Source organism: Devosia sp. Micro-HW1 (genome assembly GCF_056341075.1).
In genome coordinates, this window is the sequence record NZ_CP094375.1 from 822,477 (window position 1) to 848,928 (window position 26,452).

A 26,452-nucleotide genomic window follows, 5' to 3' on the forward strand; every position below is an offset into this window, starting at 1 on the left:
CGGCCGATTGAGACGAAACCATCCGAAACAAACCGAAAGGTCCGGCGCACAAGGTTCCCGCTCCTTGGGAGCTTCGCCCTGCCCGCCCCCTCTATTGAGCTTGCTTGACGTTCACTTGAAGGTTCCATGACGGTTGGATGACTGCGAACCATGCCGCAGGCAAATTCGCTCCGGTGGAGCGAATTTAGGTGAGCAGGCCTTGAGAGCTACGCTCGAAAGGCGCGCGGCCGGAAACTCCCTTGTTCAAAGGACTGTAGGGGCTTTTGAACCCGGCACCTCACGCGCAAATGACCGCGCCCTATGTTCGCTTGAACACGGCAAGCTCCAGCTTGTCTTCGCGAGCGCGGGCCGTCATCGTGTCGAAACGGACCTGCGTCATTCGTCGGCTGGTCGATTACAGAGGAGAATGATCACCCATGTCGAAGACCACCACGCTCAGTTGCGCCTGCGGCAAGTTTCATGTCGAGGTGACGGGCGAACCCTTCATCACCACCGAATGCCACTGCGCGTCCTGTCGCAGCGCGGCCCAGCGTCTCAGCGCCCTGCCACCGGCCTTTCCGCTTACCAGCGCCAGTGGCGGCGTTCCCTATATCCTCTACCGCAAGGATCGCGTTCGTTTCCCCAATGGCACCGCGGCCCTCGCCGAATTCCGCCTCAGCGACAAGGCGCCGACCCGTCGCGTGTTGACGACCTGCTGCAACACGCCGGTCTTTACCGAGTTTGAAGGCGCCCACTGGCTCAGCATGTTTGCCGGCCTCTGGCCCGAGGATCAGCGCCCGGCCACCCAGATACGCACCCAGACTGGCGACGTGCCCGAAGGCACCATCCTGGACGGCTCACTGCCGTCAGGCGGCAGGACCACGGCGAGCTTCTACGCAAAGCTGCTGGGGGCCTGGATTGCCATGGGGTTCAAGGTGCCCAAAATCGACGTCCCGCAAAAGATTAGCGTCTGAGCGCCTGAGCAGGCCGAGGGGCTCGCCCCTATCAGCCCCAGCTTTTGCGCGCCATGCCAGCCTGTTCCCGCAATTTGCCGACTACGAAAAAAGACCGACCGCACCATCCCGGTGATCGAGCTGCGTCCCAACTGACGTCAGCGCTGCGTCCCAACTGACGTCAGCGCTGCGTCCCAACTGACGTCAGCGCTGCGTCCCAACTGACGTCAGCGCTGCGTCCCAACTGACGTCAGCGCTGCGTCCCAACTGACGTCAGCGCTGGGTCCCGACTGACGCCAGCCAGGCCCAGCCGGCCGCCCAGCGGCCGGCTAGATGCCATCCAGACAACAAAAAAGCCGCCTTGCGGCAGCTTCTTGTTTTTCACTTCGAGAGTGACTGGTGCGGTCGAGAAGACTCGAACTTCCACATCTTGCGATACAGCGACCTCAACGCTGCGCGTCTACCAATTCCGCCACGACCGCACAGTGTGGTAGAAACTTCAGTGCTTGCGCCCCGAAGCGAGTGGGGATGTAGCAAGGCTCCTTCACATCCGCAAGCGGATAATCGGGATTTTTCGGGTAACTGTGGATACGTTTTCCGAAGTGCAGGAAATCCGCTGGGTTTCCCCAAGGACCTGGTCCCGCCCTTATCCGAAGCGAAAGACCTTCTCGGTCACGAAGACGCGGAGATGCCCTTCCTCCACATTGACCTCGCCCCTGGCGATCAACGTGTTATTGGCATAGATGCGCAGCGGATCATGCTCGGTCGCATCAAGTTCAATCACCGCGCCGCGGCCCATGCGCAGCATGTGGTGGATCGGTATGGTGGTCGCGCCCAGCTCGACCGTGATATCGACTTCAATATTGTCCAGGGTGTTCATAGATAAGGATGGGTCCAGGGCCCGGCGCCACAGCGCCACGGATTCGCGTTCCTTCAAACTCCGCCAAAGCTGGTTATGGAAGTGTTAACAAACGTAAACGAAGCGTGCCAGATCGGCTCAAAACTGCATCGCGCCGATGGCCGGCCGGTAGAATGGCGCATTTTCGATGAGCCGCTCGATTATCAGACTGCCCTCGCCATGATGGACGCACGCGTCGCCGCCATCGCCGCCGGCGAAGCGCCTGAAGCTGTCTGGCTGCTCGAACATCCTCCGCTCTATACATCAGGCACCTCTGCCCGCCCCGAAGACCTCCTCAATCCGCGCTTTCCGGTCTATCCGGCCGGCCGCGGCGGGCAATACACCTATCATGGCCCCGGCCAGCGCGTGGCCTATGTCATGCTCGACCTGACCCAGCGTGGCCGCGACATCAGGTGCCTCGTGCAGGGCCTCGAACAATGGGTCATCGACACGCTGGACGCCCACAATGTCAGGGGCGAACGCCGCGATGGCCGTGTCGGGGTATGGGTGCCCCGCCCCGACAAGGGACTTGCGCGCGAGGACAAGATCGCCGCCATCGGCGTGCGCGTGCGCAAATGGGTCACTTTTCACGGCATTTCCCTCAATGTCGCGCCGAACCTTTCCCACTATGACGGCATTGTCCCATGCGGCATCATCGATCAGGGCGTCACCTCGTTTGAAGATCTGGGGCTGCTCGTCACCCTGCCAGAAGTCGATTCGGTGCTACATGCTCGTTTCGAAACGATTTTCGGCCCTGCAAGCCTTGACCATCCCGACGTCTGACGACCAATTTGCACCCCAGCAACCGGATTCGAGGAGCCTGAAATGACTTTGGACGATCTCAAGCGACTGATGACCCGCCAGACCCTGTTCCGGCTCGATTCGATCCTGTCGCCGAAACTGGTTCCCATTCTCTATGCGCTGGGCCTGGCCGCCATCCTGCTCTGGGCCGTGGCGCATTTCTTCTTCCGCTTCGGCACCAGCTTTGGCGATGGCCTCTGGGGTCTCCTCGAAATCGTGGTCTTCGGGCTCCTGTCCTTCGTGATCCTGCGGATCACCTGCGAGGCCTTGCTCGTCTGGTTCAAGAGCCACGAAAACACCGGCGACAGTGTGCAGCGCTCGCGCTATTCGGCATCGCTTCTCGATGAAGTCCGCGATGCCATCCGCGATCTCGCCGAAGAAGGCGAAGAGCGCGATTTCGCCGAAGCCGACGAGTATATCACCCCGGCCACCGAGCCTCTTCCGTCGGTAACGCCGCCCCCGCCGACGCCACCGGTTCCGCCGGCTCCACCGACCAGGCCGTCGCCCGTCACCACTGCGGCAAGTGTGCCGAGCAAGCGCGAACCCGCCACCGCCCCCGGCGAAACCCACAGCAAGCCCCGCCGCACCGCCAAGCGCACCCCGCCCAAGCCGCTGGCATAAGAGCAGCTGACCCGAAAAAAGGCTGCCCACGAGGCGGCCTTACTGACACTCGGCACCAACACCATACTCAGTGCCGCCCTCGGGCTTGACCCGAGGGCCATTCGAAACGTGCTGGACACTTCCATTGTGGCGCTCCTAGCGGCCCTCGGATCAAGTCCGAGGGCGGCGCCGTGTCTAGGACGACTCCATGACCCAGCAAAAAAGGCCGCCCATCGGGCGGCCCTCTTCACCTCCCCCTCGACGGGGAGGTAGCGCAGCTAGGCCGATAGGCCGTAGCGAAGCTGGGTGGGGGTGCCAACGTACCGGAAGTACTCACCCTCCCAGGGAGGGCGCCGCATCCGGTGCGACCGGAGAGCCTTACTTCTTGTTCACGCTCCAGGCGCCCGGGCCGGCGAAAACCAGGTACAGGAACACGAAGCAGAACAGGATCGCTGCATCACCGCCGTTATTGGTCGGGTAGAGGCTACCCGGCGCATGGACCATCCAGTAGGCCACGGCCATCGTGCCCGAGGCGATCAGCGCTGCCGGGCGGGTGAAGAAGCCAAGGGCAATCAGAACGCTGGTCACGATTTCAATGACGCCGGCAAACCAGAAGATGGAGAAGGCCGGCGGCGCGAATTCGGCGGCCGGGAAGCCGAACAGCTTCTGCGTGCCGTGCAGCAGGAACAACAGGGCAGCAACGACGCGCAGCACGGCGAGGGCCTGCGGCGCATAGGCGGAGAGACGATCGAACAAGAAAATGCTCCTGAGTGACTGCGCCGTTTCGGCGCGGGTTGGGGGCCTGTCTCCTACAGCAGCGCCCGTCACATCATAATCACCCCTAAAGCGCACGCACTGTTCAGCTTTTCCATCGTTCAAGATCGCGTGTTCCGCGCTGGGCGAAAGTCTGCCCCGCCCCCGTTGCCGGACAGTCACATTGCGTAACCGTCCAATTGGCTGTATGACGCGCCATCCAATTCACGCATCGGGCCGAAAAGTAAGTGGCGGTTTCAGGACCGCTCCGATGCGCAACTCTAACTACCGGACACTGCAAGCGCATGAATCAGGCGCCAAAAATCGGGCTCGTCAGCCTCGGCTGCCCCAAGGCACTCGTCGATAGCGAGCGTATCATGACCACCCTGCGCGCCCAGGGCTATACCTTCTCGCGCGACTATGAGGGCGCCGATGTGGTGCTCGTCAACACCTGCGGCTTCCTCGACAGCGCCAAACAAGAAAGCCTTGAGGCCATTGGCGAAGCGCTCAATGAAAACGGTCGCGTCATCGTTACCGGTTGCCTCGGCGTCGAAGAGAACCTGATCCGCGAGACTCATCCCAGCGTGCTCGCCATCACCGGCCCGCACCAGTATGAAAGCGTGGTCTCGGCGGTGCATGAGCACCTGCCGCCCGTGCCGAACCGTTTTGTGGATCTCGTCCCCGAAAGCGGCCTCAAGCTGACGCCGCGCCACTACGCCTACTTGAAGATTTCCGAAGGCTGCAACAATCGCTGCTCCTTCTGCATCATTCCCCAGATCCGTGGCGACCTCGCCTCGCGTCCGGCCGCCGGCATCCTCTCGGAGGCCGAAGGCCTGATCCGCTCCGGCGTCAAGGAACTGCTGGTCATCTCGCAGGACACCAGCGCCTACGGCCTCGACCTGAAGTATGCGACGTCGAAGTATCGCGGACGCGAAGTGAAGGCCAAGTTCTATGATCTGGCCAAGGAACTGGGCGAGCTCGGCGCCTGGGTGCGCCTCCACTATGTCTACCCCTACCCCCATGTCGACCCGGTCATGGAACTGATGGCCGAAGGCCTCGTCCTGCCCTATCTCGACATTCCCTTCCAGCACGCGTCGCCGAATGTGCTGAAGGCCATGCGCCGTCCCGCGCATCAGGAAAAGACGCTCAATCGCATCCTCGACTGGAAGCGCCAGGTCCCCGACCTGACCGTGCGCTCAAATTTCATCGTCGGCTTTCCCGGCGAGACCGAGGAAGATTTCGAAATGCTGCTCGATTTCATCGAGGAAGCCGAAATCGACCGCGCTGGCTGCTTCAAGTACGAGCCCGTCACGGGCGCCACCGCCAACGAGCTCGATGGCGTCGTTCCCGACGAGGTCAAGGAAGAACGCTTTGCCCAGCTCATGGAAGTGGCGCAGAACGTCTCCTTCGGCCAACTGCAGAAGAAGATCGGCCGCACCATTAACGTCATCGTCGACGACGTCCGTCCCGAGGAAAACCGCGTCATCGCGCGCTCCAAGTGGGACGCCCCTGAGATCGACGGCCAGGTCATCGTCGACCAGGCTGATGGTATCAAGATCGGCGACATCGTCTCGGTCACCGTCACCGACAACGACGAATACGACCTCTTCGCCGTCCCGGTGAAGAACTGATCCCCGCCAATAAGCTTCCTTCGCTACCCTCCCCCTTTGCGGGGAGGGTAGGGCAGCTTGGTCCGTGAGGACGCAGCGGAACTAGCGAGGGTGTGCCGGCTTAAGCTCCAGCCGCACCATTCCCGCGAAATCGGGACCCCCTGTTCAGTGCTCCGCGCTCCCGTCGGCCCCGATCACATCGAGCGGATCGCGGAACATCCACCACCCCAGCCGCGTTCGCGCCTCAAACAGTTGAGGCTAAAACAATGCAACGCTATTTCTTCAATCACCGTGACGAGGCTGGCAATCTTCAGCTCGACATCGAGGGCATCATCCTGCCCTCGCTCAATACCGCACTCGAAGAGGCCAGCTACGCGGCTCGCGGCGCTGTCGCCCTCGCCGAAGAGCCCACATCAGGCTGCTTCGAGATCGAGGATTCTGGCCGCTGCCTGATAGGGCGCGTGCCCTACGCCGTCCGGGACACCACGCACTGAGCTATCGCGCATAGGCGTCGAACGGATTGTCCTCTGTCAGCCCCCTGATCGTAGCTGCATCCACACCCGCATCTCGCAGGGCCGGCAGCAGCCAGTTCACCAGATGCGTATAGGGCCTCGGCGTGCCGCCGCCGGGCAGTGCAGGATCGTACCAGCCCAGGTCATGGCTGAGCAGCAGCCGCGGCGCGAGGCCCGCCTCCAGCGCCTTCAGCACCAGCGCCAGTACCTCATCGTCCGGACTGCGTCCCACATGGTCATATTCGATCCATGCCCCGCGGGCCGCTACGGCCCTGTGCAGCTCGAAATCCGGCTCTGCCTGGGTATGAATGGAAATGAAGCGGCTGGCTGACCCGCCCTCCGCCTCGATAATGTCGAGCTGGTCCATCACGACCCGACCCCTGATCGTATGCGAACCGATCACTGCACCGGTCTGGCTGGCCGCCCGCGCTGCCGCTCGCAGAATTCTCTCCTCCAGCGGCGTGATGCCATCGTCACCGGCGCTGATCTTGATCCAGGCCGCCTTGACCCCGGTATCGTCGATGCCTTCGGTGAGTTCGCTAAGCATCCAGTTTTCCAGCTCGGCCGTGCTGGCACCCGCCACCCATTGCGGTATCCAGGGCTCACGGTAATTGCCGGTTGGCACCACGATGGGCATGCCCGTCGCCTGCGACACAGCCAGGTCGATATCCGCCCGCCGGCCAACGCCACCCGTCGTGCATTCCACCAGCGCCGTCACGCCCTGCGCCTGGACCGCCTCGATCTGCGGTGCCATCAGCCGCACCACATCATCAGGCTCTGCCTCCGCATAGCCGGGCTGGTCAGGCGTCCTCAAGTCCACGAAAACATGCTCATGGGGCAGGATCAGCCCCAATTGGTGCCGCTCGAAAGCGCCCAGCGTCGTCCATAGAACTGCCATATCGTCCTCCTTCCCACATTTTTGCACAGCCGCGTGGCAACGGGAATTGGCCTTGGGGTGTTTTGGCCTCGGCATTGCAGCTAGTCTACTGCTGCCGCATTGCTATTCACGGTGACGGAGCAGTTTATGACCACCCCACAAATGCTCGCTTTCCTTATCATTGCGGGCATGATGGTGGCGTTCATAATGGGTCGCTGGCGCTACGATCTGGTGGCCATCTGCGCACTTCTGGCGGCACTCCTTGCCGGCATCGTCCCCCCCGAGCTGGCCTTTTCGGGCTTTTCCAACGACATTGTCATCATTGTGGGCAGTGCGCTGGTCGTCAGCGCCGCAGTCGCGCGCTCCGGCATCATGGAGACGGCCATCCGTCGCTTCATGCCAGGGCTGTCGGGCCCACGCCTGCAGCTGATCGTGCTGGTCACCATCGTCACCGTGCTATCGGCCTTCGTGAAAAATATCGGCGCCCTCGCCATCATGATGCCGATCGCCTTCCAGATGGCGCGCCGATCCAATGTGTCGCCCTCCATGTTCCTCATGCCCATGGCCTTCGGCTCGCTCCTGGGCGGGTTGATGACGCAGATCGGCACCTCGCCCAACATCATCGTTTCAGGCGTCCGGCAGGAGCTCACAGGCACCGCCTTCACCATGTTCGACTTCACCCCCGTTGGTGCTCTGCTTTCCGTCGTGGGAGTTGTCTTCCTGGCCATCTTCTATTGGCTGCTGCCCGAGCGCCGCCGCGAGGAAAGCGGCATGGACAAGGCGATCGAGATCAAGAACTACACCACAGAGGCCCGCGTCCTTGCCGACAGCCCCGCCATCGGCATGACCGTGGGCGAACTTCACGCCGCCGCCGACGGCGCCGCAATGGTCACCGGGATCGTCGGTGCTTCCGGAAATCGCCGGACGCCCCTGCCCGACGCCAAGATGCGCGCCGGCGACATCCTGCTCGTCGAGGGCGATCCCGATGCCCTCGACAAGATGGTCAGCCAGTCGGGCCTGTCCTTTTCGGAACGCCGCGGCGCCGCCACGCGCGACAGCGGCAATATCGGCGTCATCGAGGCCATCATCGGCGAAAGTTCGGGCCTGATCGGCGCCAATGCACAGGAACTCACCTTGTTCGACCGCACTGGCCTCAATCTTCTCGCCATCTCTCGGCGCGACCAGCGCTTTACCGAAAGGCTGGGGCAGATTCGCTTTCAGAATGGCGACGTCATCCTGCTGCAGGGCCACCTCAAGCGCATCCCTGAACTCCTGCGCGAATGGGACTGCCTGCCGCTGGTCGAGCGCGGCCTCAAGCTTGGCAGCGTCCGCAATGGTCTTCTGCCGCTCGGCATCCTGCTCGCGGCAATGGCCGCCACCGCCTTTGGCATCGTGCCTGTCGCCCCGGCCTTCTTCGCCGCCGCCGCGGCCATGGTGCTGACCGGCGCCCTGCCCCTGCGCGACGTCTACAACCAGGTCGACGGACCCATCCTCATCATGCTCGCCTGCCTCATTCCGGTTTCGGAAAGCCTGCAGTCGACGGGCGGCACCGATCTGGTCGCCGCCTGGCTCACCGCCACGGCCGCCACCCTGCCGGGCTGGGGTGCCTTGGCGCTCATCATGGTCGCGGCCATGGCGGTCACGCCCTTCCTCAACAATGCCGCCACCGTGCTGGTCATGGCGCCCATTGCCGCCGCCTTTGCCAGCGGCCTGGGCTACAGCCCCGAAGCCTTCCTCATGGCTGTGGCCATCGGCGCGGGCTGCGATTTCCTCACGCCCATCGGCCACCAGTGCAACACCCTGGTCATGGCGCCCGGCGGCTATCGCTTCGGCGACTACTGGCGCCTTGGCCTGCCCCTGTCCTTCCTCGTTGTCCTCGTCGGCGTTCCCGCCCTGATGATTGTCTGGCACTTCTGAATGGTCCGCAGCGCGGATGAAAGGCTCCGATGGAGCCTTTCAAATGAAGAAGGCCATGAGGGCTATGCCCGAATGGCGTACTCTGATCGCAAGAAGTCGCTCCAGTGGAGCGATTCTCTGCCCCACCCCACGCCACCGGGTTAGCCTGCGGGCCTATTGGCCAGCGTTTTCGGGGCGAAGGAGGGCACTTATCGCGCCCTTTGCCCCGTGCAGGCCCTAAAACAGGCCTCCCACCCGAACGGTTCTTGCCTTTTCCGTCCACTGTGCCACGCTCGCCCGGTCACAACTCAATGTGAGGAGCAAGAGAATGGGTGTTGACGGAGTAGGTTGGCTCGCAGCGATCATCATTGGTGGTCTTGCCGGCTGGATTGCCAGCATGTTCATGAATACCGGCACGAGCCTGATCATGAACATCATACTGGGTGTTGTCGGCGCCATTGTCGCCAGCTTGCTGTTTGGACTTCTCGGCGTCTCTTTTGGTGGCTGGCTCGGCTATCTCATCGCCGGCTTCCTGGGCGCATGCATCCTGATCGCCATCGCGCGGATGATCCGGCGATAGAATTTCGTGCCGGCCGCGGCCACTGCGGCCGGCATTCTCAGAAAGGAATTGGCGCAAAACCCGCGCCCCGCGCAACGCCTTTGCCGCGCCCTTTAGCGCCGTAAATTACTCATCCCGTTGAGGCGTTTAGCGCTTTACGGCGCCCCTGCTCCCGGCGCATCACCATCGCCAGTTCGACCTCACCGATGGAATTTGCGTCATCATGAACAAACTATTCGCCTCCGCCGCCGCGACCCTCGCGCTCGCAGCCAGCCCGGCTCTCGCTCAACCGGCTGACATCCTGAACGCCTCTTACGACATTGCCCGTGAGCTGTTCGAGGCCGAGAACGCCGCCTATGCCGCATCGGGAGCTACCGTGACGGTCAATCAGTCACATGCCGGCACCTCGACCCAGGCCCGCGCCATTCTCGAAGGGCTGCAGGCCGACGTCGTCACCTTCAACCAGGTGACCGACATCGAAAAGCTCGTCGAAGGCGGCTTCGTCTCCGAAGACTGGGCCACAGAGTTCCCCAACAATGCCTCGCCCTTCTATTCCTTCCCCTCCTTCCTTGTCCGCGCTGGCAATCCCAAGGGCATCGAGGACTGGGGCGATCTGGCCGAAGACGGCGTGCAGGTGATCTTCCCCAATCCCAAGACCTCGGGCAACGGCCGCTACACCTATCTGGCGGCCCGTGCCTGGGCGACCGAGGAATTTTCCGGCGACGAAGCCCAGATCGAGGCCTTCCTCACCAAGCTCTTCGCCAATGTGCCGGTTTTCGAAACCGGCGGGCGCGCCGCCACCACCGCATTCACCGAGCGCCAGCTGGGTGACGTGCTGGTGACGTTTGAAGCCGAAACCCTCGCGGTGGCCAACCAGCTCGGCACCGACAACTATCAGCCGGTGACCCCCTCGGTCAGCTTCCTCTCCGAGTTTCCGGTGGCCATCGTCGACAAGGTTGTCGATGCGCGCGGCAGCCGTGATCTGGCCAAGGCCTATCTCGATTTCCTCTTCACGCCAGAAGGTCAGGAAGTGGCCGCTGCCAACTTCCACCGGCCGAACGACGAAGCCGTTGCTGCCGCCCACGCCGAAACCTTCCCCGAGATCCGCCTCGTGACCGCCGAGGAGGCCTATGGCGGCTGGGACGCCATCGCTGCTGACCACTTCGCCGAAGGCGCCCTGCTCGACAAGGTCTTCGTGAACCAGTAGTCAAAAGCTGTGAGTCCAAGGCTCCTTCGCTCCCTCCCCTTGATGGGGAGGGTAGCGAAGCTGGGCCGAAGGCCTTAGCGAAGCTTGGGTGGGGTGGGGCCAAGTACACAGTCCGTGTGCGTGGCCCCACCCCACCCTCATTCCCTCCCCATCAAGGGGAGGGAGGCGAAAGAGCCAACGACTTAGGAGCATCACCAACCCATGCCCGCCCCCCGCAGCAAGCACCTGCTTCCCGGCTTCGGGCTGACCATGGGCATTTCGCTCTTCTACATCACGCTCATCGTCGTCTTGCCCATCTCCGCCATGCTGCTCAAGGTGGCCGGCATGGGTTTTCCGGAGTTCTGGCGCATCGTCACCTCCAATCGGGCCCTCGCCGCCTATCGCGTGACCTTTTCGTCCGCTTTCTTTGCCACCATTCTCAATGGCCTTGTCGGCCTGTTGCTGGCCTGGGTGCTCACCCGCTATCGCTTCCCTGGCCGCCGCATTCTCGACGCCTTGGTCGACCTGCCCTTTGCTTTGCCCACGGCCGTGGCGGGCCTGGTGCTGGTGACGCTCTTTGCCGACACAGGCTGGTATGGCCAGTTCCTCGAACCCAATGGCATCAAGGTCAACTACACCCAGCTCGGCATCATTGCCGCCATGAGCTTCACCTCCATTCCCTTCGTGGTCCGTGCGGTGCAGCCGGTTCTCGAAGAGGTCGATGAAAGCCTTGAAGCGGCTGCCCAGACGCTGGGCGCAACGCGCTGGCAGGTTTTCAGCCGCATTATCTGGCCCACCATCATGCCCGCCTTCATCGGCGGCTGCGTGCTCAGCTTCTCGCGCTCGCTGGGCGAATTCGGCGCCGTGGTGTTCATCGCTGGCAACCTGCCGGGCCTAACCGAGATCGTGTCGCTGCTGATTTACATTCGCCTTGAGGAATACAGCTACGAAGGCGCGGCCGCCCTCGCCTTCGTCCTCCTCCTCGTCGCCTTCCTCACCCTCCTTGCCAGCAATGCCCTCTCGGCCTGGCAGACACGCTATGTGGAGAGAGCGTGATGGTGTTCCTGTTTGCGCAGTCTCCTCCTCCCAACAACCGGCACCCCCTTCTCCCCTTGAGGGAGAAGGTGCCCGAAGGGCGGATGAGGGGTCACCGATCCTTAGGGAACCACCGCGTTCGTGCAGAACACCCCTCACCCGTCTCGCGCGACGCGCGATCCACCCTCTCCCTCAAGGGGAGAGGGGCAGCGAGAGTGCGCTCCGACGTTGCGAGGCTCCTCCAATGACCACCCGTCCCACCCTCTCTCCCGGCGCCATCGCCCTCATCGCACTGGCCGCGATCCTCGCCATCTTCGTGCTCGTCACGCCGCTGGCGCTGATTTTTGCTTTCGCCCTGCGTGAAGGCCTTGGCGCCTATTTCGCCAATATCATGGCGCCCGACACGCTCCACGCCATCTGGCTGACAGTCGCCACCGCCATCATTGTTGTCCCGATCAACATCGTGGTGGGCGCCGCCCTTGCCTGGCTCGTCACCCGTTTCCGCTTCCGCGGTCGGCAGCTGCTCATCAGCCTCATCGAGTTGCCCGCCTCCATGAGCCCCATCGTCGCCGGCGTGGTCTATCTCTTCCTCTATGGCGGCCAGGGCCTGCTTGGCCCCACCCTCCAGGGCCTGGGAATCCAGGTCATGTTCACCCCGCTCGCCATCGTCATGGTCAGCCTCTTCGTCACCGCGCCATTTGCAGCGCGCGAGCTGATTCCACTGATGAGCCAACAGGGCACCGAAGACGAGGAGGCCGCCCTCTCGCTGGGCGCCAATGGCTGGCAGATGTTCTGGTATGTCACCCTGCCCAATATTTCCTGGGCCATGGTCTATGGCGCCGTTCTTACCAATGCCCGCGTCATGGGCGAGTTCGGCGCCGTATCCGTAGTCTCCGGCGCCATCCGTGGCCAGACCAACACCCTGCCCCTGCAGATCAACCTGCTGTTCAACGACTTCAACGTCACCGGCGCCTTTGCTGCCGCCTCAACCCTGACACTGATCGCCGTCCTGACCCTGATCCTCAAAGCCATGCTGGAAAGTCGCCGCCACGGCTGAATCCTCCGCGCGCTGCGGCGACCCGGCTCCTGCCTCACCTCCCCCTTGACGGGGGAGGCAGCGTCACTAGGCCCATCGGGCCGTAGCAGAGCTAGATGGGGGTGCGTGAGAGCGCCAGATGTGTCCCTTGCCCCGGACGTCACCCTTCGAACCGTCCCACGCGGATGGTGCAGGGCTTGACCCGAGAGCTCTATACTTCCTAAACGGCTAGTCGAAGTGCAGCCTCCTTCGGTCAAGCGAGGGTGACGGTCCGTAGTCTGGGCTGCAATCGGAGTCACCATGCACACCGCCCACACCATCCCCCTGCGCCACCGCCCTCCCTTGGTCCTTGGTCAGCACGCCTTGATCATGGGCATTCTCAACGTCACGCCAGACAGCTTTTCCGATGGCGGTGCCCACAATGCGGTCGACGCCGCCCTGTCCCACGCGCGCTACATGCTGGAACAAGGCGCCGACATCATCGACATCGGCGGCGAGAGCACCCGGCCCGGCTCCGAACCCGTGCCCGTTCAACTTGAGCTCGACCGCGTCATCCCAGTCATCGACGCTATCCGCGCCGCCGGAATTTCAGCCCCCATTTCCATCGACACGATGAAGCCCCTCGTCGCCCATCAGGCTCTCGAAGCAGGGGCTGACATCATCAACGACGTCAATGGCCTGCAGGGCGCCGCCGAAATGGCCGAGATAGCGGCCGTGATGCAGGCTCCCGTCATCGCCATGCACTGGGATCGCGCCTGGACACCAGAGACGGACCCTATCCCGTCCATGGTCAACTGGTTCGAAACAACCCTTGCTCTTGCCGAAAAGGCCGACCTGCTCCCGTCCAGCATCATTCTCGATCCAGGCTTTGGTTTCACCAAGACCCTGAATCAGAATTACAGCATCCTCCGGCAACTGACTGAATTGACTCGCGCTTTCCCGGAGAATGCCATGCTGGTCGGCACCTCGCGCAAATCCATGATCGGCAGGCTGCTCGACAACCAGCCCGCCGAGCGCCTCGCAGGCACCATCGCCACCAACGTCCAGGGCTATGAGCGCGGCGGTCACATTTTCCGCGTCCACGACGTCGCCCCCCTCAGCGACGCCCTTCGCGTCGCCGAAGCAACGCTCTATAACCCGCCGGACATCTGAGCCCATCCACCGCGTCATTCCCGCGAAATCGGGAACCCCTGTCCCTCAAGCGAGTAGCGCCCCATGACCGCCCCCTTTACCGGCGACCGCATCATCCTCAATGACCTGGGCTTCTATGGCTATCACGGCCTCTTCAACGAAGAGGCAAAGCTCGGTCAGCGCTTTTTCGTCGACCTGCAATGCGGCGTTGACCTCTCAGCGCCGGGCAATACCGACGAGATTGGCCACACCGTCTCCTATGCGGATATCTACGACGTGGTGAAGTCCACCTTCGAGACCAGGCGCACCAGGCTCATCGAGGCACTGGCCCAGAACATCGCCACCGCCCTGTTCGACGCCTTCTCCGACATCGACTGGATCATCGTTCGCATCCGCAAGCCCGAGGCGCCCATTGCCATGGTGCGCGGCGAGGCCGCCATCGAACTCCATCGCGTGCGGCCGTCCTGATGGCCAGTGCCTGGCTTTCCCTCGGCGCCAATATCGGCGATCCCCCCGCCCAGCTCGCCGAAGCCATCCGCCGACTCGACGCGCATGAACACATCAGCGTCACGGCGCAGTCATCTGTCAGCCGCACCAAGGCCTGGGGCAAGACCGACCAGCCCGATTTTGTCAATATGGCTGCAACGGTCGAAACCGAACTCCTGCCCATCGACCTGCTCCACGCCTGTCTCGACATCGAGCGCGACATGGGCCGGGTGCGTCATGAGGTCTGGGGGCCGCGCCTCATCGACATCGACATCATCGCCTATGAACGTGTTGAAATGGACACGACCAAGCTGATCCTGCCCCATCGCTTCGCCCACGAGCGCGACTTCGTTCTCGAGCCCCTGCGCGAGATTTCGCCCGAAACAGCCGACTGGATTACCTCAAGGCCCTGAACGCCACGGATAATGCTAGCAGTCTGCTAGCAAATTCGTCCCCATCAGCGCAGCGCGTCGACCACCGCTACGGCTGTGTCGAACTCCACACGACGCTTGGCCCGACGCTCCGAGGCCTCTTCATCCTCACCCCACAACACCGGATCTGGTGATCCTCGTCGACATGCGCTGCAGTCCACACCTCGTCGGGTGTAACCAGCCGATACAACAACGCAATTGCCAGCAGACCAGACCCTGTCAGGCCGGTGATCGACACGAGCGCTGTAAGCGACAGAAGCCACTGTCCCTCGAGGGCCGCATCGAGCCGCTCAAGCGTGCTATCCGGTTGAGGCTGATGGATAATTCCGATGGTCGGCTGGAAAGCCACATCGAATTTCCGCGCCAGCTTCACCAGCACGTCATCCCAGACGCGCTCCTGTTCGGCGACTAATTCGTGAGGCGCATCAGCACGATAGAGCAGAAGATCATTGCCGGCGAACTTGCCGATCTCGGCCCGGAACTCCGGCACCATCGCCGCGCCGCTCTCCAGCGCCGAATTGATCAACCGCGTCATTGGCATGGTGGCCGGGTCGACCACCTTGTCCTGCGCCGCCCACTCCCCAGCCATCGTCTGCGCTATGCTAAGCACCGGCAACACCACAGGAATCTTGTTTCCCGGCGTGCGCAAGGGCCGACCATCGAGGGTAATGACAAAGCCATCTTCGCCCCGCGCCACATCCACCGCCTTATAGAAACGCTTGGGCAACTCGACTTGGTTGATGTGCTGGGCCTGGCCAAAGCCAGCATCCTGGTGCTTGTGAGCGTCTTCCAGCTGGTCACGCATTTTTTGCCTCCAGAACGCGGTCAATAGCGCCGGACAGTTCGGAATAATCGTCGATGAGGATATCGGCGCCAGCCCCACGCAACTCCTCAGGCTGGTGATAACCCCATGTTACACCGATCGTTTTCGTCCCGGCCGACTTGCCCATCTCCATGTCGAACGTGGTGTCGCCGATGATGACAGTCTCGTGCTTCCCAGCCCCGATCTCGGCCATGGCGCGCAGCATCATGCCCGGGTTGGGCTTGGACGGATTGTGGTCCGGCGTCTGCAGTGTCGAAAAATGTCCGGCAATACCATGCAGTTCGGTCAGCCGATGCACGCCGCTGAGCCCTTTGCCGGTGGCAATTCCCAGCACCGTATCGGGCTGCGCCTTCAACAGGTCCAGGGCCGCCCGGGCACCGGGAAACAGCCCCTCGCGTCCCTCGGCGGTGAGCAGCGAGGCGCGGTAATGTGCGCGGTAGCGTTCGGCCAAAGTGTTTGCCAGATCAAGGTCTTGCGACCCAAGCAATTGAAGCAGTGCCTGCGGAAGCGAAAGCCCGATAACGCGCCGCGATTCTGCCGGCGATGGCACGGACAGCCCCGCCTCGACAAAGGTCGTCGCCATGTGTTCGGCAATCAGCGCCTGCGTATCGATCAGCGTGCCGTCCATGTCGAACATGACCAGCCTCACGCCGCGTCCTCCGGATCGTTGGATTGGGCATCGTAGCGGTCGGCATCAAAACCCAGAGCCTCGAAGCTCTGCCGCATATGCGGAGGCAAAGGCGCTGAAATATCGATCTTTTTTCCGTTGCGCAGCGGCAGCACGATGCGGCGGGCATGCAAGTGCAGGCCCTCGCCCAGGCCCGGCGCCGGCATCCAGTTCTCGATATTGAAATAGCGCGGATCGTCGATGATCGGCGTGCCGAGCTGGGCCATGTGCACGCGCAGCTGGTGCGTGCGGCCGGTCACCGGCTTCAGCGTCACCCAGGCAAAGCGGCGGCTGGCCGTATCCGTGGTCGAATAATAGCTCAACGAATGCACGGCTCCCGGCGCCCCGTTGCGAACGACCACCATCTGCTCGCCGTCGGTGGTCGCCTGCTTGGCCAGGAAGCAGGAAATCTCGCCTTGGCGCGGTGTCGGATTGCCCGCCACTACCGCCCAGTAGATCTTGCGCGCCGAGCGCGACCGGAACACCGAGCCAAAATGCTTTGCCGCCGCCGCGGTCTTGGCCACGACAAGGCAGCCTGACGTATCGCGGTCGAGACGATGCACCAGACGCGGCGCTTCGCCAGCCTTGTTGGGCAGGTTCTTCAGGAGGCCATCCATGTGCCGCAGGGTGCCGCTACCCCCCTGAACGGCCAGGCCGTGGGGTTTGTTGAACACATAGAGGTCGTCATCTTCGTAGAGGATCAAGTCCTTGAGAAACCGCACCTCTTCCGGGTTCACCTTGAAGGCGCGCACCGTGTCGGGGTCATCGACCGGCGGCACGCGGACGATCTGGCCCTCGCTGAGGCGAGTACTGGTCTGCACCTTGGCCTTGTCGACCTTGACCTCGCCATTGCGGATCAGCTTCTGCAGCCGCGCAAATCCCACCTGCGGGAAATGCCGCGCAAACCAGCGGTCGAGGCGCATGCCATCGTCATCCGCCGTGACTTCCCTATGTTGAACGCCGCTCATGCCATGCCGCCTCTCGTAATCAGGAGCCCGCAATATAGGCCCGCGAGACAAACCACAACCGACAAGCCGACATAGAGCGCCGCCTGCGCCAGCTCGCCGCGCTCGATCATCGATATGGTGTCGAGCGAGAAGGAGGAAAAGGTGGTGAACCCACCCAGCACACCGACAGCCGCAAACAGGCGAATGTCCTGCCCCGCCGCAGGCAGGGTCCGCACCAGTATGCCGATCAACAGACCCATGGCGACCGATCCGACAATGTTGACCAGAAGCGTCGCGAGCGGAAAGCTCGACGCCCAGAACCGCCCGATCAGCACCCCGACCCCGTAGCGGGCTACGGCCCCGATTGCTCCACCCAGACCAACAAGAACAAGGGCCTGCATCTAGTCATCGCCCCGCTTGGCCGCCCTGAGGCGCGCGAAATAGTCCATGCGTTTCCTGAGGTCGCGCTCGAAACCGCGCTCCACCGGATGGTAGAAGTCTTGACGGCCGATCTTTTCCGGGAAGTACTCCTGGCCCGAAAACGCCTCGGGCGTATCGTGGTCATAGATATACCCATCGCCATAGCCCTGCCCCTTCATCATCTTGGTCGGAGCATTGAGAATGACCATCGGCGGCATCGGCGAACCCGTTGATTTCGCGACGGAAACGGCGGCCTTGTAGGCTGTGTAGACGGCATTCGACTTGGGCGCGAGCGCCAGGTAAACCACGACCTGCGCCAGCGACAGCTCTCCCTCTGGCGAACCAAGCATCTGATAGGCATCGCGACCGGCAATGGCCAGCTGGAGGGCCTGCGGATCGGCGAGGCCAATGTCCTCCGAAGCCATACGGATCAAGCGCCTGGCCAGGAAAAGGGGGTCCTCGCCGGCATCCAGCATGCGGGCGAAATAATAGAGCGCCGCGTCGGGATCGGAGCCGCGGATGGTCTTGTGAAGGGCCGAAATCAGGTTGTAGTGCCCGTCCTGCGCCTTGTCGTAGATGGGCGCCCGGCGCTGCACAATTGTTAGCAGACTGTTAGCGTCAACGGTCTCGTCGTGACCCACAGACGCCAAAATCTCCTCCACAAGGCCCAACAGCGCGCGCCCATCGCCATCGGCAAGGCCGAGCAAAGTTTCCCGGGCGCTGTCATCGAGCGGCAGACGCGACCCAAGCAGGGTCTCGGCCCGCTCAAGAAGCTTCGCCAGATCATCGCGGCTGAGAGACTCGAAACGCAGGACCTGGCTGCGCGAGAGAAGCGCCGCATTGAGCTCGAAGGACGGGTTCTCTGTCGTCGCCCCCACCAGCACGACGGTGCCGTCTTCCATCACTGGCAGGAAGCTGTCCTGCTGGGCGCGGTTGAAGCGGTGGATTTCGTCGACGAACAGCAAGGTGCGGTGACCAGAGAGGCGCTCGAACCGCGCCTTCTCGAAGACCTTCTTGAGATCGGCAACGCCCGAAAAGATTGCCGATATCTGCTCGAAGCGAAAATCGATCTGGTCGGCCAGGAGCCGCGCCACCGTGGTCTTGCCAGTGCCCGGCGGGCCCCAAAGGATCAACGAGCCCAGCCGGCCGGAAGCCAGCATGCGCCGCAATGTGCCGCCCTCGCCCAGGAGGTGGGTCTGCCCGATCACCTCGTCCAGGTTGCGCGGTCGCAATTGATCGGCCAGGGGGCGGGCCTTGTCGGTTTCGGACGGGTCGGCGGAGAAGAGATCGGACATGCGCACTGAATAGCAGAGGAGGTTGGCTCCTGCACTAGCCTCTAGTTGACCGTCATTGCCCGGCTTGACCGGGCAATCCAGTTGTCGGCGCATGGACCACCCGGTCAAGCCGGGTGGTGACGATGTGGATAGTTCCCGGCTTCTGTGGGTCACTCACCCGCTCACGATCGCCCTCGTGACCCGACCATCCCTTTGCAGGATGATCTGCCAAGTCCGCACCCGCTGGCTGGCCAACTGCGAAAACACTGAAGCATCGGTAATCTCGGTGCCGTTGAGCGCCAGGATGACATCATCCACGTTGAGCCCCATGGCCTCGGCCTCCGAGCCGGGCGCAATGGCGGTGACGATCACCCCGCGAGCGTCATAGGGCAGCCCCTTGCTCTCAGCCAAGGCCGGATCGAATTGCCGCACCGTCGCGCCGGCAAAGCGGGAATTGCCTTCGATGTTCGCTACGGCACCCGCTGCAGGCTGCGGGGCCGTTTCGATAGGGAACGTAACGACCTCCGTGGCCCCGCCCCGCAACCGCTCCAATTGCGCCGTATCGCCCACGGCGCGTGTCGCCAGGCGGAAATTGAAGGCGCTAGGGTCATCCACCCTTTGCCCGTCAATCGACAGGATCACGTCACCGGACTGGAACCCTGCCCGCTCGGCCGGACCGCCAGGTGCAGTTTCGGTAATCAGCGCACCGTGCGGAGCCGTCATGCCCAGGCTGGTCGCTATATCAGCGCTGACGGCCTGCAACTTTGCGCCGAACCACGGCCGCACAATCGTGCCGCCGGACACGCCGGCTTCGGCAACCAGCCTGGCCATGTTGGCCGGGATGGCAAAGCCGATACCCACCGACCCGCCGGTCTGCGAATAGATGGCCGTGTTGATGCCGACAAGGCGCCCGGCCATATCGACCAGTGCGCCGCCGGAATTGCCCGGATTGATGGCCGCATCGGTCTGGATGAAGAACTCATAGTCAGTCGCCTCCACACCGGTGCGGGCGAGCGCGGAGACGATCCCGCTGGTCACGGTCTGGCCCACGCCGAAGGGGTTGCCGATGGCCAGCACCAGATCGCCCACCAGCAGGTCGTCGCTGTCGGCAAAGCGGATCGCCGCGAATTCCGCACCGCCGGGGTCGCGCACGCGCAACACGGCGAGGTCGGTGTCTTCGTCCTCAATCACGACGTCCACCGCATATTCCCGCCCGTCGCTGAGCGCGATGCGGACATCGGTCGCCCCCTCGATCACATGGCGGTTAGTGAGAATGACGCCGCCGGGGTCCACGATCACGCCCGAGCCGAGCGAACGCGACTCCCTTGGACGGCTCTGAAAGTTCCTGTCGCCAAAAAAGCGCGAGAAAAAAGGATCGTTGGCAAAGGGCGACACCGCCTGCTGCTCGATCCGCGTCGCATAGACATTGACCACCGAGGGGGAAACATCCCGCACGATAGGCGCGAAACTGAGCGTTATTTCCGCATCGCTTTGTGGAACGACGCGTTGCACTTCCGGAATGGGTGCAGGTTCGACCTGCGCCAGAACCGGCGCCGTACCATTCCAGGGCGCCAGTGCCACCATGCCGCCGCCTGCCAGACCGAGCAAAGCAACAACCGAAAACACCAACGTTCGCAATGACATGACACAACCTTTGGAATCAGGATGCGAGGCAGATAATCGCCCCGAAGAGCCACGAGCACAACGCCCGGAATCTGTCATGAAAATGACGCCTCGACATTGTTGGTTTGCAGCCGAAATAAACGTTTGCGTGAGGGGGCACACGGCCCTATATGCAGCGCTCAATTTCGCGTCGTTTACGAACCGGAAAGACCTGAACGCCGCGAGTTTCCTTCACTCTCCAGCCCCGAAAGGCCTGTTGTCCAATGACGAGCCGAAGACCGTTTACGCCAATACCCTCCGCGCTGATCGCGGCAGAGGCGCCGGACTTTCCCTCCTTCCTCTTTTCGGAGAAGGAGTTCCACAGGGCCGTGAAGGTTTTCAAGAAGGGCTTTGACGGGCTGCTGACCTATGCGGTCAAGTGCAACCCCTCGCCGCACATCATTGCGCAGCTGCACAAGGAAGGCCTAAAGGCGTTCGACGTGGCCTCCAACACTGAGATGGAGCTGGTGCGCGACTACGCGCCCGGCGCCGTCATGCACTACAACAATCCAATCAAGAACAAGCGCGAGATCGAGCGCGCTTATGAAGAGTTCGGCGTTCGCAGCTTCACCATCGACCACCCGCAGCAACTCGACCAGCTCGCCGCCGTGGTGTCGCCTTCGCGCGACGTCGAGGTGACCACCCGTTTCAAGGCCGGCAAGGCGCTGAAGTCCTATGACTTCGGCATCAAGTTCGGTGTGATGGAACAGGGCGCGGCCGAAATCGTCACCGCGGTCGAGAAGATGGGCTATACACCCAGCCTCTGCTTCCATGTCGGCTCGCAGTGCGAAGATGCCTATGCCTATGAGCGCCACATTGCGGCCGCCTCGCGCATTGTCGAGGAGAGCGGCATCGAGCTCAAGCGCCTCAATATCGGTGGTGGCTACCCTGCTCCCTATCCGACCAGCGAAGCGCCGCCGATGGACTATTATTTCGAGACCATATCGCAGGCCGTGTCCGACCATTTTGGCGACAAGAACAAGCCCGAACTCATCATCGAGCCCGGGCGCGCCCTCGTGACCTCCTCGACCTCGCTGCTCCTGCGCGTCAAACACCAGCGTGGCGGCCAGTCGGTCTATGTCAATGACGGCGCCTATGGCTCGCTGATGGAAGTCAAGTTCATGCACTTCACCCCGCCGGTGCGCGTCTGGCGCGGCCCGCGCGTGCATGACAATGACCAGGAATTCTCCGAATTCACCATCTGGGGTCCCACCTGCGACAGCTATGACGTGCTGCCCCAGGTCTTCACCCTGCCAGCCGATATCGATGAGGACGACTGGATCGAGTTCGGCCTGATGGGTGCCTATACCCAGGCTTCGCTGACCCCGTTCAACGGCTTCGACCGCCGCGACCAGTACTGGGTCGAAGACGTCTATACCGGCAAGGATATGGCTCCGGCGGAGTAAATTGCGCTGGCGAGCGCAGTCCATTCTTTTTCCCATCAGGGAGAAGGTGGCGCGTTGCGCCGGATGAGGGGGATATTGCCGCGAGCGTCGGTCTCGCGGGAGCATCCCCCTCACCGACTCGGCTTCGCCGAGCCACCTCTCCCCGGTGGGGGGAGGAATTGAGGGGCCCGCATGACAGACCTACTCCCCCTTCATGTTCTCGGCCGCCGGATCATGGTCCTTGGCCTTAGCAATTCAGGCAAATCGACACTCGCGGTGGCGCTGTCAGCCAGGCTTGGCATCCCAGCCATACACCTCGACCAGCTCCAGCACCGGCCGAACACCAATTGGGAAGTTCGCCCGGAAGCCGAATTCGCCGCCCTGCATGACGAGGCCATTCGCGCCGAAGCGTGGATCGTGGACGGCTCTTATTCGCGGGTCATGCCGCAGCGCCTGGCCCGCGCCACCGGCATTATCGTCCTGAGCGACAGCCTGGCCACGCGCTACCGGCGCTACTTCACCCGCACAATGTTCCAGAAGACACGCGCCGGCGCGCTCGAGGGCGGCCAGGATCGCGTAAACTGGAAGATGATCCACTGGCTTTGGCACACACGCAACTCCATCGGGAAGTACCACGAGATGACCCGATCGTCGGGCCCGCCCCATGTCCTGATCAGCAATCGGAGCGATCTGGATGCGCTCTATGCAGCGTGGGACCTCACTTTACCCTGGGCCTGACGAGGCCAAAGCGGATCCCGCTCTCGGCGGCACTCAGAATGGCTTCCTCGTTGGTCCGGTACGGCCGTCCCAGTAGGGCCTCACCCTTGCTGCCATCGAAATGCTTCTCGTTGCCGACATCGTTGATGATCTGGCGGGTGGGGCCACCCAGAACGGAAATGACACGGATCAGCCAATCCGGCACCGTTCTGGTCGTCACCGCATGATCCGGATAGGCCTTCCGGAGCACGTCAGCCACCTGCCTAAAGGTCATGTAGGGGCCAGTGCAGAGGTACCGCTGCCCGACGCTCGCGGGCGCCTCCAATGCAGCCAGATGCATGGCCGCCACATCACGCACATCGCTGATGGCAAAGCCGATCCTGGCCATTGCAGGCGTCGATCCATCGAGCAGGCCGGTGACCAATCCCAGCGAAATCGACGTCTCCGGGTCCGTAGCCGGCCCGAGAATGGCGCCAGGATGAATTGTGGTGAGCCCCATGCCCTTGGCCTTGGCGAACGCCCAGGCGGCCCGCTCTGCCCTCGTCTTGCCGATGCAGTAGGCCCAGCTCCGCCGCATGCCATCAAGATTGGTGAAATCTGTCTCGGAATAGTGCCATACACCGGTTTCATGCCCAAGACCGTAGCCAACCGTCGCAATGGACGAGGTCATGATGACGCGCCTTATCCCGGCGGCATCGGCGAACCGAAGAACGCGCTCGGTCCCTTCCACAGCGGGCCGAACCACAGTCTCCGGGTCCTTGGGCTCGACAGCGACAATCGTCGCCGCCACATGCATGACGGCCGAAATGTCCTCCATGGCCTCGGCCCAGCCCCGATCATCGAGAAGATCCGCCTCGACCAGTTCCAGGTGCGGCTCATAGCCGGGCGCCAGAGCCGCCACAGCCGCCCAGACCCCCTTGACCTTGCCTTGCCCCCGAACGGTGCCCCGCACGGCATAGCCGGCCCGCAAAAGCTCGCCAATGACATGCTTGGCCACAAACCCGGACGCGCCGGTGACGAGAATCCTGGCCACGATATCCCTCCTTGCCCCGGGGAGTTTTTACCACGGCCTACCACGAAGTCATCCCGGCGCAGGCGGGAACTATGTCCGCAGCCTCCCCGGGATTGGTGCAGTAGATGCCCAGCGCACCGCGCAAAAAGAAAAAGCGGCCCCGGTTTCCCGGGGCCGCCTGAAATTCACACCTACAAGACTTACGCCGCTTCGGCTTCGTCCTGGGTGAAGACCGGACCGGAGTCCTGGCCCTTGGCATCGACGTCACGATCGACAAACTCGATCACGGCCAGCGGGGCGTTGTCGCCATAGCGGAAGCCGGCCTTGAGGATGCGGATGTAACCGCCCTGGCGTTCGGCATAGCGCGGGCCGAGCACTGCGAAGAGCTTGGCAACCTGAGCTTCATCGCGAATCTGGGCGATGGCCTGACGGCGGGCATGCAGGTCGCCGCGCTTGCCCAGGGTGATGAGCTTCTCGACGATCGGACGGAGGTCCTTAGCCTTGGGAAGCGTGGTGACGATCTGTTCGTGCTTGATCAGCGCAGCGGACATGTTGGCAAACATGGCCTTGCGGTGAGAAGCGGTACGGCTGAACTTGCGGCCTCGGGAAGCGTGGCGCATGGGTTATCTCCTAAAGTCTGGTCAGCGCCGGATCAGTAATGATCTTCGTAGCGCTTTGCGAGGTCATCGATATTCTCGGGGGGCCAGTTGTTGACGTCCATTCCGAGATGAAGCCCCATCTGTGCCAGGACTTCCTTGATTTCATTGAGCGACTTGCGGCCGAAATTCGGAGTCCGCAGCATCTCGGCTTCCGTCTTCTGGATGAGGTCGCCGATATAGACGATGTTGTCGTTCTTGAGGCAGTTTGCCGAACGCACCGACAGTTCGAGCTCGTCGACCTTCTTGAGCAGCGCCGGGTTGAAGGCGAGTTCCGGGACAGCGTCCTGGGCCTTTTCCTTGGTGGGCTCTTCGAAGTTGACGAAAACCGACAGCTGATCCTGGAGAATGCGAGCGGCATAGGCCACGGCATCTTCCGGCGAGATCGCGCCATTGGTTTCAACGCTCAGGGTCAGCTTGTCCTTGTCCAGGCTTTCACCTGCACGGGTGGCGTCGACCTTGTAGCTCACGCGGCGAACCGGCGAGAACAGGGCATCAACCGGGATATAGCCGATCGGGGCGTCCTCGGGACGGTTCTTCTCGGCCGGGACGTAGCCCTTGCCGGTATCGACCGTGAACTCGATATTGATCTCGGCGCCGTCGTCGAGGTGGCAGATGACCAGCTCGGGGTTCAGCACTTCGATATCGCCGGAAACCTTGATGTCGCCAGCAGTGACGGCAGCAGGGCCCTGCTTGGTGAGGGTCAGGCGCTTCGGGCCTTCGCCACCCATCTTCAGGGCGATTTCCTTGACGTTGAGAACGAGGTCGGTGATATCCTCGCGCACGCCGGGCAGCGAGGAGAATTCGTGCAGGATGCCGTCAATCTGGATCGCGGTCACAGCCGCGCCCTGAAGCGACGACAGCAGCACACGACGCAGGGCATTGCCCAGGGTAAGACCGTATCCGCGCTCAAGCGGCTCGGCAACAACCGAAGCCACGCGCGCGTTGTCGCTGCCCGAAACAATGTCCAGCTTGGTCGGCTTGATCAGTTCCTGCCAGTTCCTCTGGATCGTCACGGTATTGTCCTTTCAATTTAGCGGCCAGCGGCCGCTCCGCCGCAAACACAATAGGACTCCCGACCCATCCAATCGGCCGGGAGTGAACCATTCGTCTCGTTAGACGCGGCGACGCTTACGCGGGCGGCAGCCATTGTGCGGAATGGACGTAACGTCACGGATCGAGGTGACGTTGAAGCCGGCGGCCTGCAGAGCGCGCAGAGCCGATTCACGGCCTGAACCCGGACCACGAACTTCGACCTCGAGGGTCTTCATGCCGTGTTCCTGGGCCTTCTTGGCAGCGTCTTCAGCTGCAACCTGGGCAGCATACGGGGTCGACTTGCGCGAGCCCTTGAAGCCCATCACGCCCGACGAGGACCACGAAATCGTGTTGCCCTGCATGTCGGCGATGGTGATCATCGTGTTGTTGAAGGAGGCGTTCACGTGTGCGACGCCGGAAGTGATATTCTTGCGTTCCTTACGACGAACGCGTGCGACTTCAGCCTTAGCCATTACTATCCTCTAGGGTATCGGCGCTGCCGTAGTACCAGCAGCTCCACCACGGAAGAAGCGGATCAAGTCTTCTGGGCCAACTCTCTCGAGCCACCCGAAAGGCTTGCCCCGCCACTTCCAATTCAAATCCTGTCTCCGCGACCGCGGAGCCAGATTACTTCTTCTTGCCGGCGATCGGCTTCGCCGGACCCTTGCGGGTGCGGGCGTTGGTGTGGGTGCGCTGACCGCGGACCGGCAGGCCACGACGGTGACGCAGGCCACGGTAGTTGCCCAGATCCATCAGACGCTTGATGTTCATCGCAACGTTACGGCGAAGATCACCTTCCACGACATAGTCGCGGTCGATAGCTTCACGGATCTGGATCACTTCGGCGTCCGTCAGTTCATTGACGCGGCGCTCGGCCGGAATACCGACCTTGGCGGTGATATCATTGGCGAACTTCTCGCCGATCCCGTGAATATACTGCAGCGCGATAACCACGCGCTTGTTCGTCGGGATATTGACGCCAGCAATACGAGCCACGTCTGCTCTCCTTCATTCACACGCGCCATCGCGGCGGGTGCCTTTAAACAACAAGGGACCGGATTTCGACCCCCAACTACGGGAAAACCGAATCCAGCCCAATAATCCTTGAGAC

Annotated in this window: 29 protein-coding genes and 1 tRNA gene; 15 read left to right on the forward strand and 15 right to left on the reverse strand. The window is 62.5% G+C overall.

Annotated elements, in window-relative coordinates:
* Positions 1–416: 416 nt before the first annotated feature.
* Complete coding sequence (locus tag MQW79_RS03775; RefSeq protein WP_476586921.1) at positions 417–953, forward strand: GFA family protein; 537 nt, start codon at positions 417–419, stop codon at positions 951–953.
* Between the two features lie 376 nt (positions 954–1,329).
* Here MQW79_RS03775 and MQW79_RS03780 read toward each other — a convergent pair.
* Together MQW79_RS03780 and MQW79_RS03785 are read right to left on the reverse strand one after the other, a co-directional pair.
* Positions 1,330–1,414, reverse strand: a tRNA-Leu gene (locus tag MQW79_RS03780).
* A 164-nt stretch (positions 1,415–1,578) separates the two neighbouring features.
* Positions 1,579–1,812, reverse strand: a complete 234-nt coding sequence (locus MQW79_RS03785) for a FliM/FliN family flagellar motor switch protein (RefSeq protein WP_476586922.1) — start codon at positions 1,810–1,812, stop codon at positions 1,579–1,581.
* A gap of 75 nt (positions 1,813–1,887) precedes the next feature.
* Between MQW79_RS03785 and lipB the strand changes: the two genes are divergently transcribed.
* Both lipB and MQW79_RS03795 read left to right on the forward strand, forming a co-directional pair.
* Positions 1,888–2,613 carry a lipoyl(octanoyl) transferase LipB gene (lipB, locus tag MQW79_RS03790; RefSeq protein ID WP_476586924.1) on the forward strand — a complete coding sequence of 242 codons (726 nt, stop codon included), beginning with the start codon at positions 1,888–1,890 and terminating at the stop codon, positions 2,611–2,613.
* Between the two features lie 42 nt (positions 2,614–2,655).
* A complete protein-coding gene (locus MQW79_RS03795; RefSeq protein ID WP_476586925.1) occupies positions 2,656–3,252 on the forward strand; it encodes a DUF4282 domain-containing protein in 597 nt (198 codons plus the stop codon).
* A gap of 357 nt (positions 3,253–3,609) precedes the next feature.
* Here MQW79_RS03795 and MQW79_RS03800 read toward each other — a convergent pair whose 3' ends face one another.
* A complete protein-coding gene (locus MQW79_RS03800; protein ID WP_476588181.1) occupies positions 3,610–3,993 on the reverse strand; it encodes a DoxX family protein in 384 nt (127 codons plus the stop codon).
* A gap of 296 nt (positions 3,994–4,289) precedes the next feature.
* Here MQW79_RS03800 and rimO point away from each other — a divergent pair, with 296 nt between their 5' ends.
* Together rimO and MQW79_RS03810 are read left to right on the forward strand one after the other, a co-directional pair.
* On the forward strand, positions 4,290–5,615 hold the full coding sequence (rimO, locus tag MQW79_RS03805; RefSeq protein WP_476586927.1) for a 30S ribosomal protein S12 methylthiotransferase RimO: 1,326 nt from the start codon (positions 4,290–4,292) through the stop codon (positions 5,613–5,615).
* A gap of 245 nt (positions 5,616–5,860) precedes the next feature.
* On the forward strand, positions 5,861–6,088 hold the full coding sequence (locus MQW79_RS03810) for a DUF6894 family protein (protein WP_476586929.1): 228 nt from the start codon (positions 5,861–5,863) through the stop codon (positions 6,086–6,088).
* A 1-nt stretch (position 6,089) separates the two neighbouring features.
* On the opposite strand, the gene MQW79_RS03815 is transcribed toward MQW79_RS03810, so the two are convergent.
* The gene (locus tag MQW79_RS03815) at positions 6,090–7,004 is read right to left on the reverse strand and encodes a phosphotriesterase family protein (protein ID WP_476586930.1); all 915 of its coding nucleotides are present in this window, start codon (positions 7,002–7,004) and stop codon (positions 6,090–6,092) included.
* A 126-nt stretch (positions 7,005–7,130) separates the two neighbouring features.
* Here MQW79_RS03815 and MQW79_RS03820 point away from each other — a divergent pair, with 126 nt between their 5' ends.
* From MQW79_RS03820 to folK, 8 genes are all read left to right on the forward strand, one after another.
* Positions 7,131–8,900: an SLC13 family permease gene (locus MQW79_RS03820; protein WP_476586931.1), complete on the forward strand. Its 1,770-nt coding sequence runs from the start codon at positions 7,131–7,133 to the stop codon at positions 8,898–8,900.
* Between the two features lie 307 nt (positions 8,901–9,207).
* Positions 9,208–9,459 carry a GlsB/YeaQ/YmgE family stress response membrane protein gene (locus MQW79_RS03825; protein WP_476586932.1) on the forward strand — a complete coding sequence of 84 codons (252 nt, stop codon included), beginning with the start codon at positions 9,208–9,210 and terminating at the stop codon, positions 9,457–9,459.
* Positions 9,460–9,661: 202 nt separating this feature from the next.
* Positions 9,662–10,645, forward strand: coding sequence for a sulfate ABC transporter substrate-binding protein (locus MQW79_RS03830; protein ID WP_476586933.1), 984 nt, complete (start codon positions 9,662–9,664; stop codon positions 10,643–10,645).
* A gap of 201 nt (positions 10,646–10,846) precedes the next feature.
* Complete coding sequence (gene cysT / locus MQW79_RS03835; protein ID WP_476586934.1) at positions 10,847–11,680, forward strand: sulfate ABC transporter permease subunit CysT; 834 nt, start codon at positions 10,847–10,849, stop codon at positions 11,678–11,680.
* Positions 11,681–11,903: 223 nt separating this feature from the next.
* Positions 11,904–12,716 (forward strand): sulfate ABC transporter permease subunit CysW, encoded by an 813-nt coding sequence (gene cysW, locus MQW79_RS03840; protein WP_476586935.1) that lies wholly within the window; start codon positions 11,904–11,906, stop codon positions 12,714–12,716.
* Positions 12,717–12,995: 279 nt separating this feature from the next.
* A complete protein-coding gene (folP, locus tag MQW79_RS03845) occupies positions 12,996–13,847 on the forward strand; it encodes a dihydropteroate synthase (protein ID WP_476586936.1) in 852 nt (283 codons plus the stop codon).
* 63 nt (positions 13,848–13,910) lie between these two features.
* The gene (folB, locus tag MQW79_RS03850) at positions 13,911–14,294 is read left to right on the forward strand and encodes a dihydroneopterin aldolase (protein WP_476586937.1); all 384 of its coding nucleotides are present in this window, start codon (positions 13,911–13,913) and stop codon (positions 14,292–14,294) included.
* Complete coding sequence (gene folK / locus MQW79_RS03855) at positions 14,294–14,725, forward strand: 2-amino-4-hydroxy-6-hydroxymethyldihydropteridine diphosphokinase (protein ID WP_476586938.1); 432 nt, start codon at positions 14,294–14,296, stop codon at positions 14,723–14,725. Before folB ends, folK begins: the two co-directional genes overlap by 1 nt.
* Before the next feature lie 67 nt (positions 14,726–14,792).
* Here the strand turns inward: folK and MQW79_RS03860 are convergent, their stop codons facing one another.
* From MQW79_RS03860 to MQW79_RS03885, 6 genes are all read right to left on the reverse strand, one after another.
* Complete coding sequence (locus MQW79_RS03860) at positions 14,793–15,548, reverse strand: ATP12 family chaperone protein (RefSeq protein WP_476586940.1); 756 nt, start codon at positions 15,546–15,548, stop codon at positions 14,793–14,795.
* Positions 15,541–16,203 carry an HAD-IA family hydrolase gene (locus MQW79_RS03865; protein ID WP_476586941.1) on the reverse strand — a complete coding sequence of 221 codons (663 nt, stop codon included), beginning with the start codon at positions 16,201–16,203 and terminating at the stop codon, positions 15,541–15,543. The genes MQW79_RS03860 and MQW79_RS03865 overlap by 8 nt, the downstream gene beginning before the upstream one ends.
* Before the next feature lie 8 nt (positions 16,204–16,211).
* Positions 16,212–17,201, reverse strand: coding sequence for an RluA family pseudouridine synthase (locus MQW79_RS03870; protein ID WP_476586942.1), 990 nt, complete (start codon positions 17,199–17,201; stop codon positions 16,212–16,214).
* The gene (gene crcB / locus MQW79_RS03875) at positions 17,198–17,581 is read right to left on the reverse strand and encodes a fluoride efflux transporter CrcB (protein WP_476586943.1); all 384 of its coding nucleotides are present in this window, start codon (positions 17,579–17,581) and stop codon (positions 17,198–17,200) included. The genes MQW79_RS03870 and crcB overlap by 4 nt, the downstream gene beginning before the upstream one ends.
* Positions 17,582–18,895 carry a replication-associated recombination protein A gene (locus MQW79_RS03880; RefSeq protein WP_476586944.1) on the reverse strand — a complete coding sequence of 438 codons (1,314 nt, stop codon included), beginning with the start codon at positions 18,893–18,895 and terminating at the stop codon, positions 17,582–17,584.
* A 153-nt stretch (positions 18,896–19,048) separates the two neighbouring features.
* The gene (locus tag MQW79_RS03885) at positions 19,049–20,518 is read right to left on the reverse strand and encodes a Do family serine endopeptidase (RefSeq protein WP_476586945.1); all 1,470 of its coding nucleotides are present in this window, start codon (positions 20,516–20,518) and stop codon (positions 19,049–19,051) included.
* A 347-nt stretch (positions 20,519–20,865) separates the two neighbouring features.
* Between MQW79_RS03885 and MQW79_RS03890 the strand changes: the two genes are divergently transcribed.
* Both MQW79_RS03890 and MQW79_RS03895 read left to right on the forward strand, forming a co-directional pair.
* Complete coding sequence (locus MQW79_RS03890; RefSeq protein WP_476586946.1) at positions 20,866–21,942, forward strand: type III PLP-dependent enzyme domain-containing protein; 1,077 nt, start codon at positions 20,866–20,868, stop codon at positions 21,940–21,942.
* Between the two features lie 171 nt (positions 21,943–22,113).
* Positions 22,114–22,659 carry a P-loop NTPase family protein gene (locus tag MQW79_RS03895; protein WP_476586947.1) on the forward strand — a complete coding sequence of 182 codons (546 nt, stop codon included), beginning with the start codon at positions 22,114–22,116 and terminating at the stop codon, positions 22,657–22,659.
* Here MQW79_RS03895 and MQW79_RS03900 read toward each other — a convergent pair.
* The 5 genes from MQW79_RS03900 to rpsM all read right to left on the reverse strand — a co-directional run bounded on the left by MQW79_RS03900 (position 22,640) and on the right by rpsM (position 26,337).
* Positions 22,640–23,671 carry an NAD-dependent epimerase/dehydratase family protein gene (locus MQW79_RS03900; RefSeq protein WP_476586948.1) on the reverse strand — a complete coding sequence of 344 codons (1,032 nt, stop codon included), beginning with the start codon at positions 23,669–23,671 and terminating at the stop codon, positions 22,640–22,642. The genes MQW79_RS03895 and MQW79_RS03900 overlap by 20 nt on opposite strands.
* 179 nt (positions 23,672–23,850) lie before the next feature.
* Entirely contained in the window at positions 23,851–24,270 is a 420-nt protein-coding gene (gene rplQ, locus MQW79_RS03905) for a 50S ribosomal protein L17 (RefSeq protein ID WP_476586949.1), read from the reverse strand.
* A 32-nt stretch (positions 24,271–24,302) separates the two neighbouring features.
* Complete coding sequence (locus MQW79_RS03910; RefSeq protein WP_198875330.1) at positions 24,303–25,322, reverse strand: DNA-directed RNA polymerase subunit alpha; 1,020 nt, start codon at positions 25,320–25,322, stop codon at positions 24,303–24,305.
* A gap of 99 nt (positions 25,323–25,421) precedes the next feature.
* Positions 25,422–25,814, reverse strand: coding sequence for a 30S ribosomal protein S11 (gene rpsK / locus MQW79_RS03915; RefSeq protein ID WP_086469598.1), 393 nt, complete (start codon positions 25,812–25,814; stop codon positions 25,422–25,424).
* 154 nt (positions 25,815–25,968) lie between these two features.
* Positions 25,969–26,337 (reverse strand): 30S ribosomal protein S13, encoded by a 369-nt coding sequence (gene rpsM, locus MQW79_RS03920; RefSeq protein ID WP_476586950.1) that lies wholly within the window; start codon positions 26,335–26,337, stop codon positions 25,969–25,971.
* Positions 26,338–26,452 lie beyond the last annotated feature (115 nt).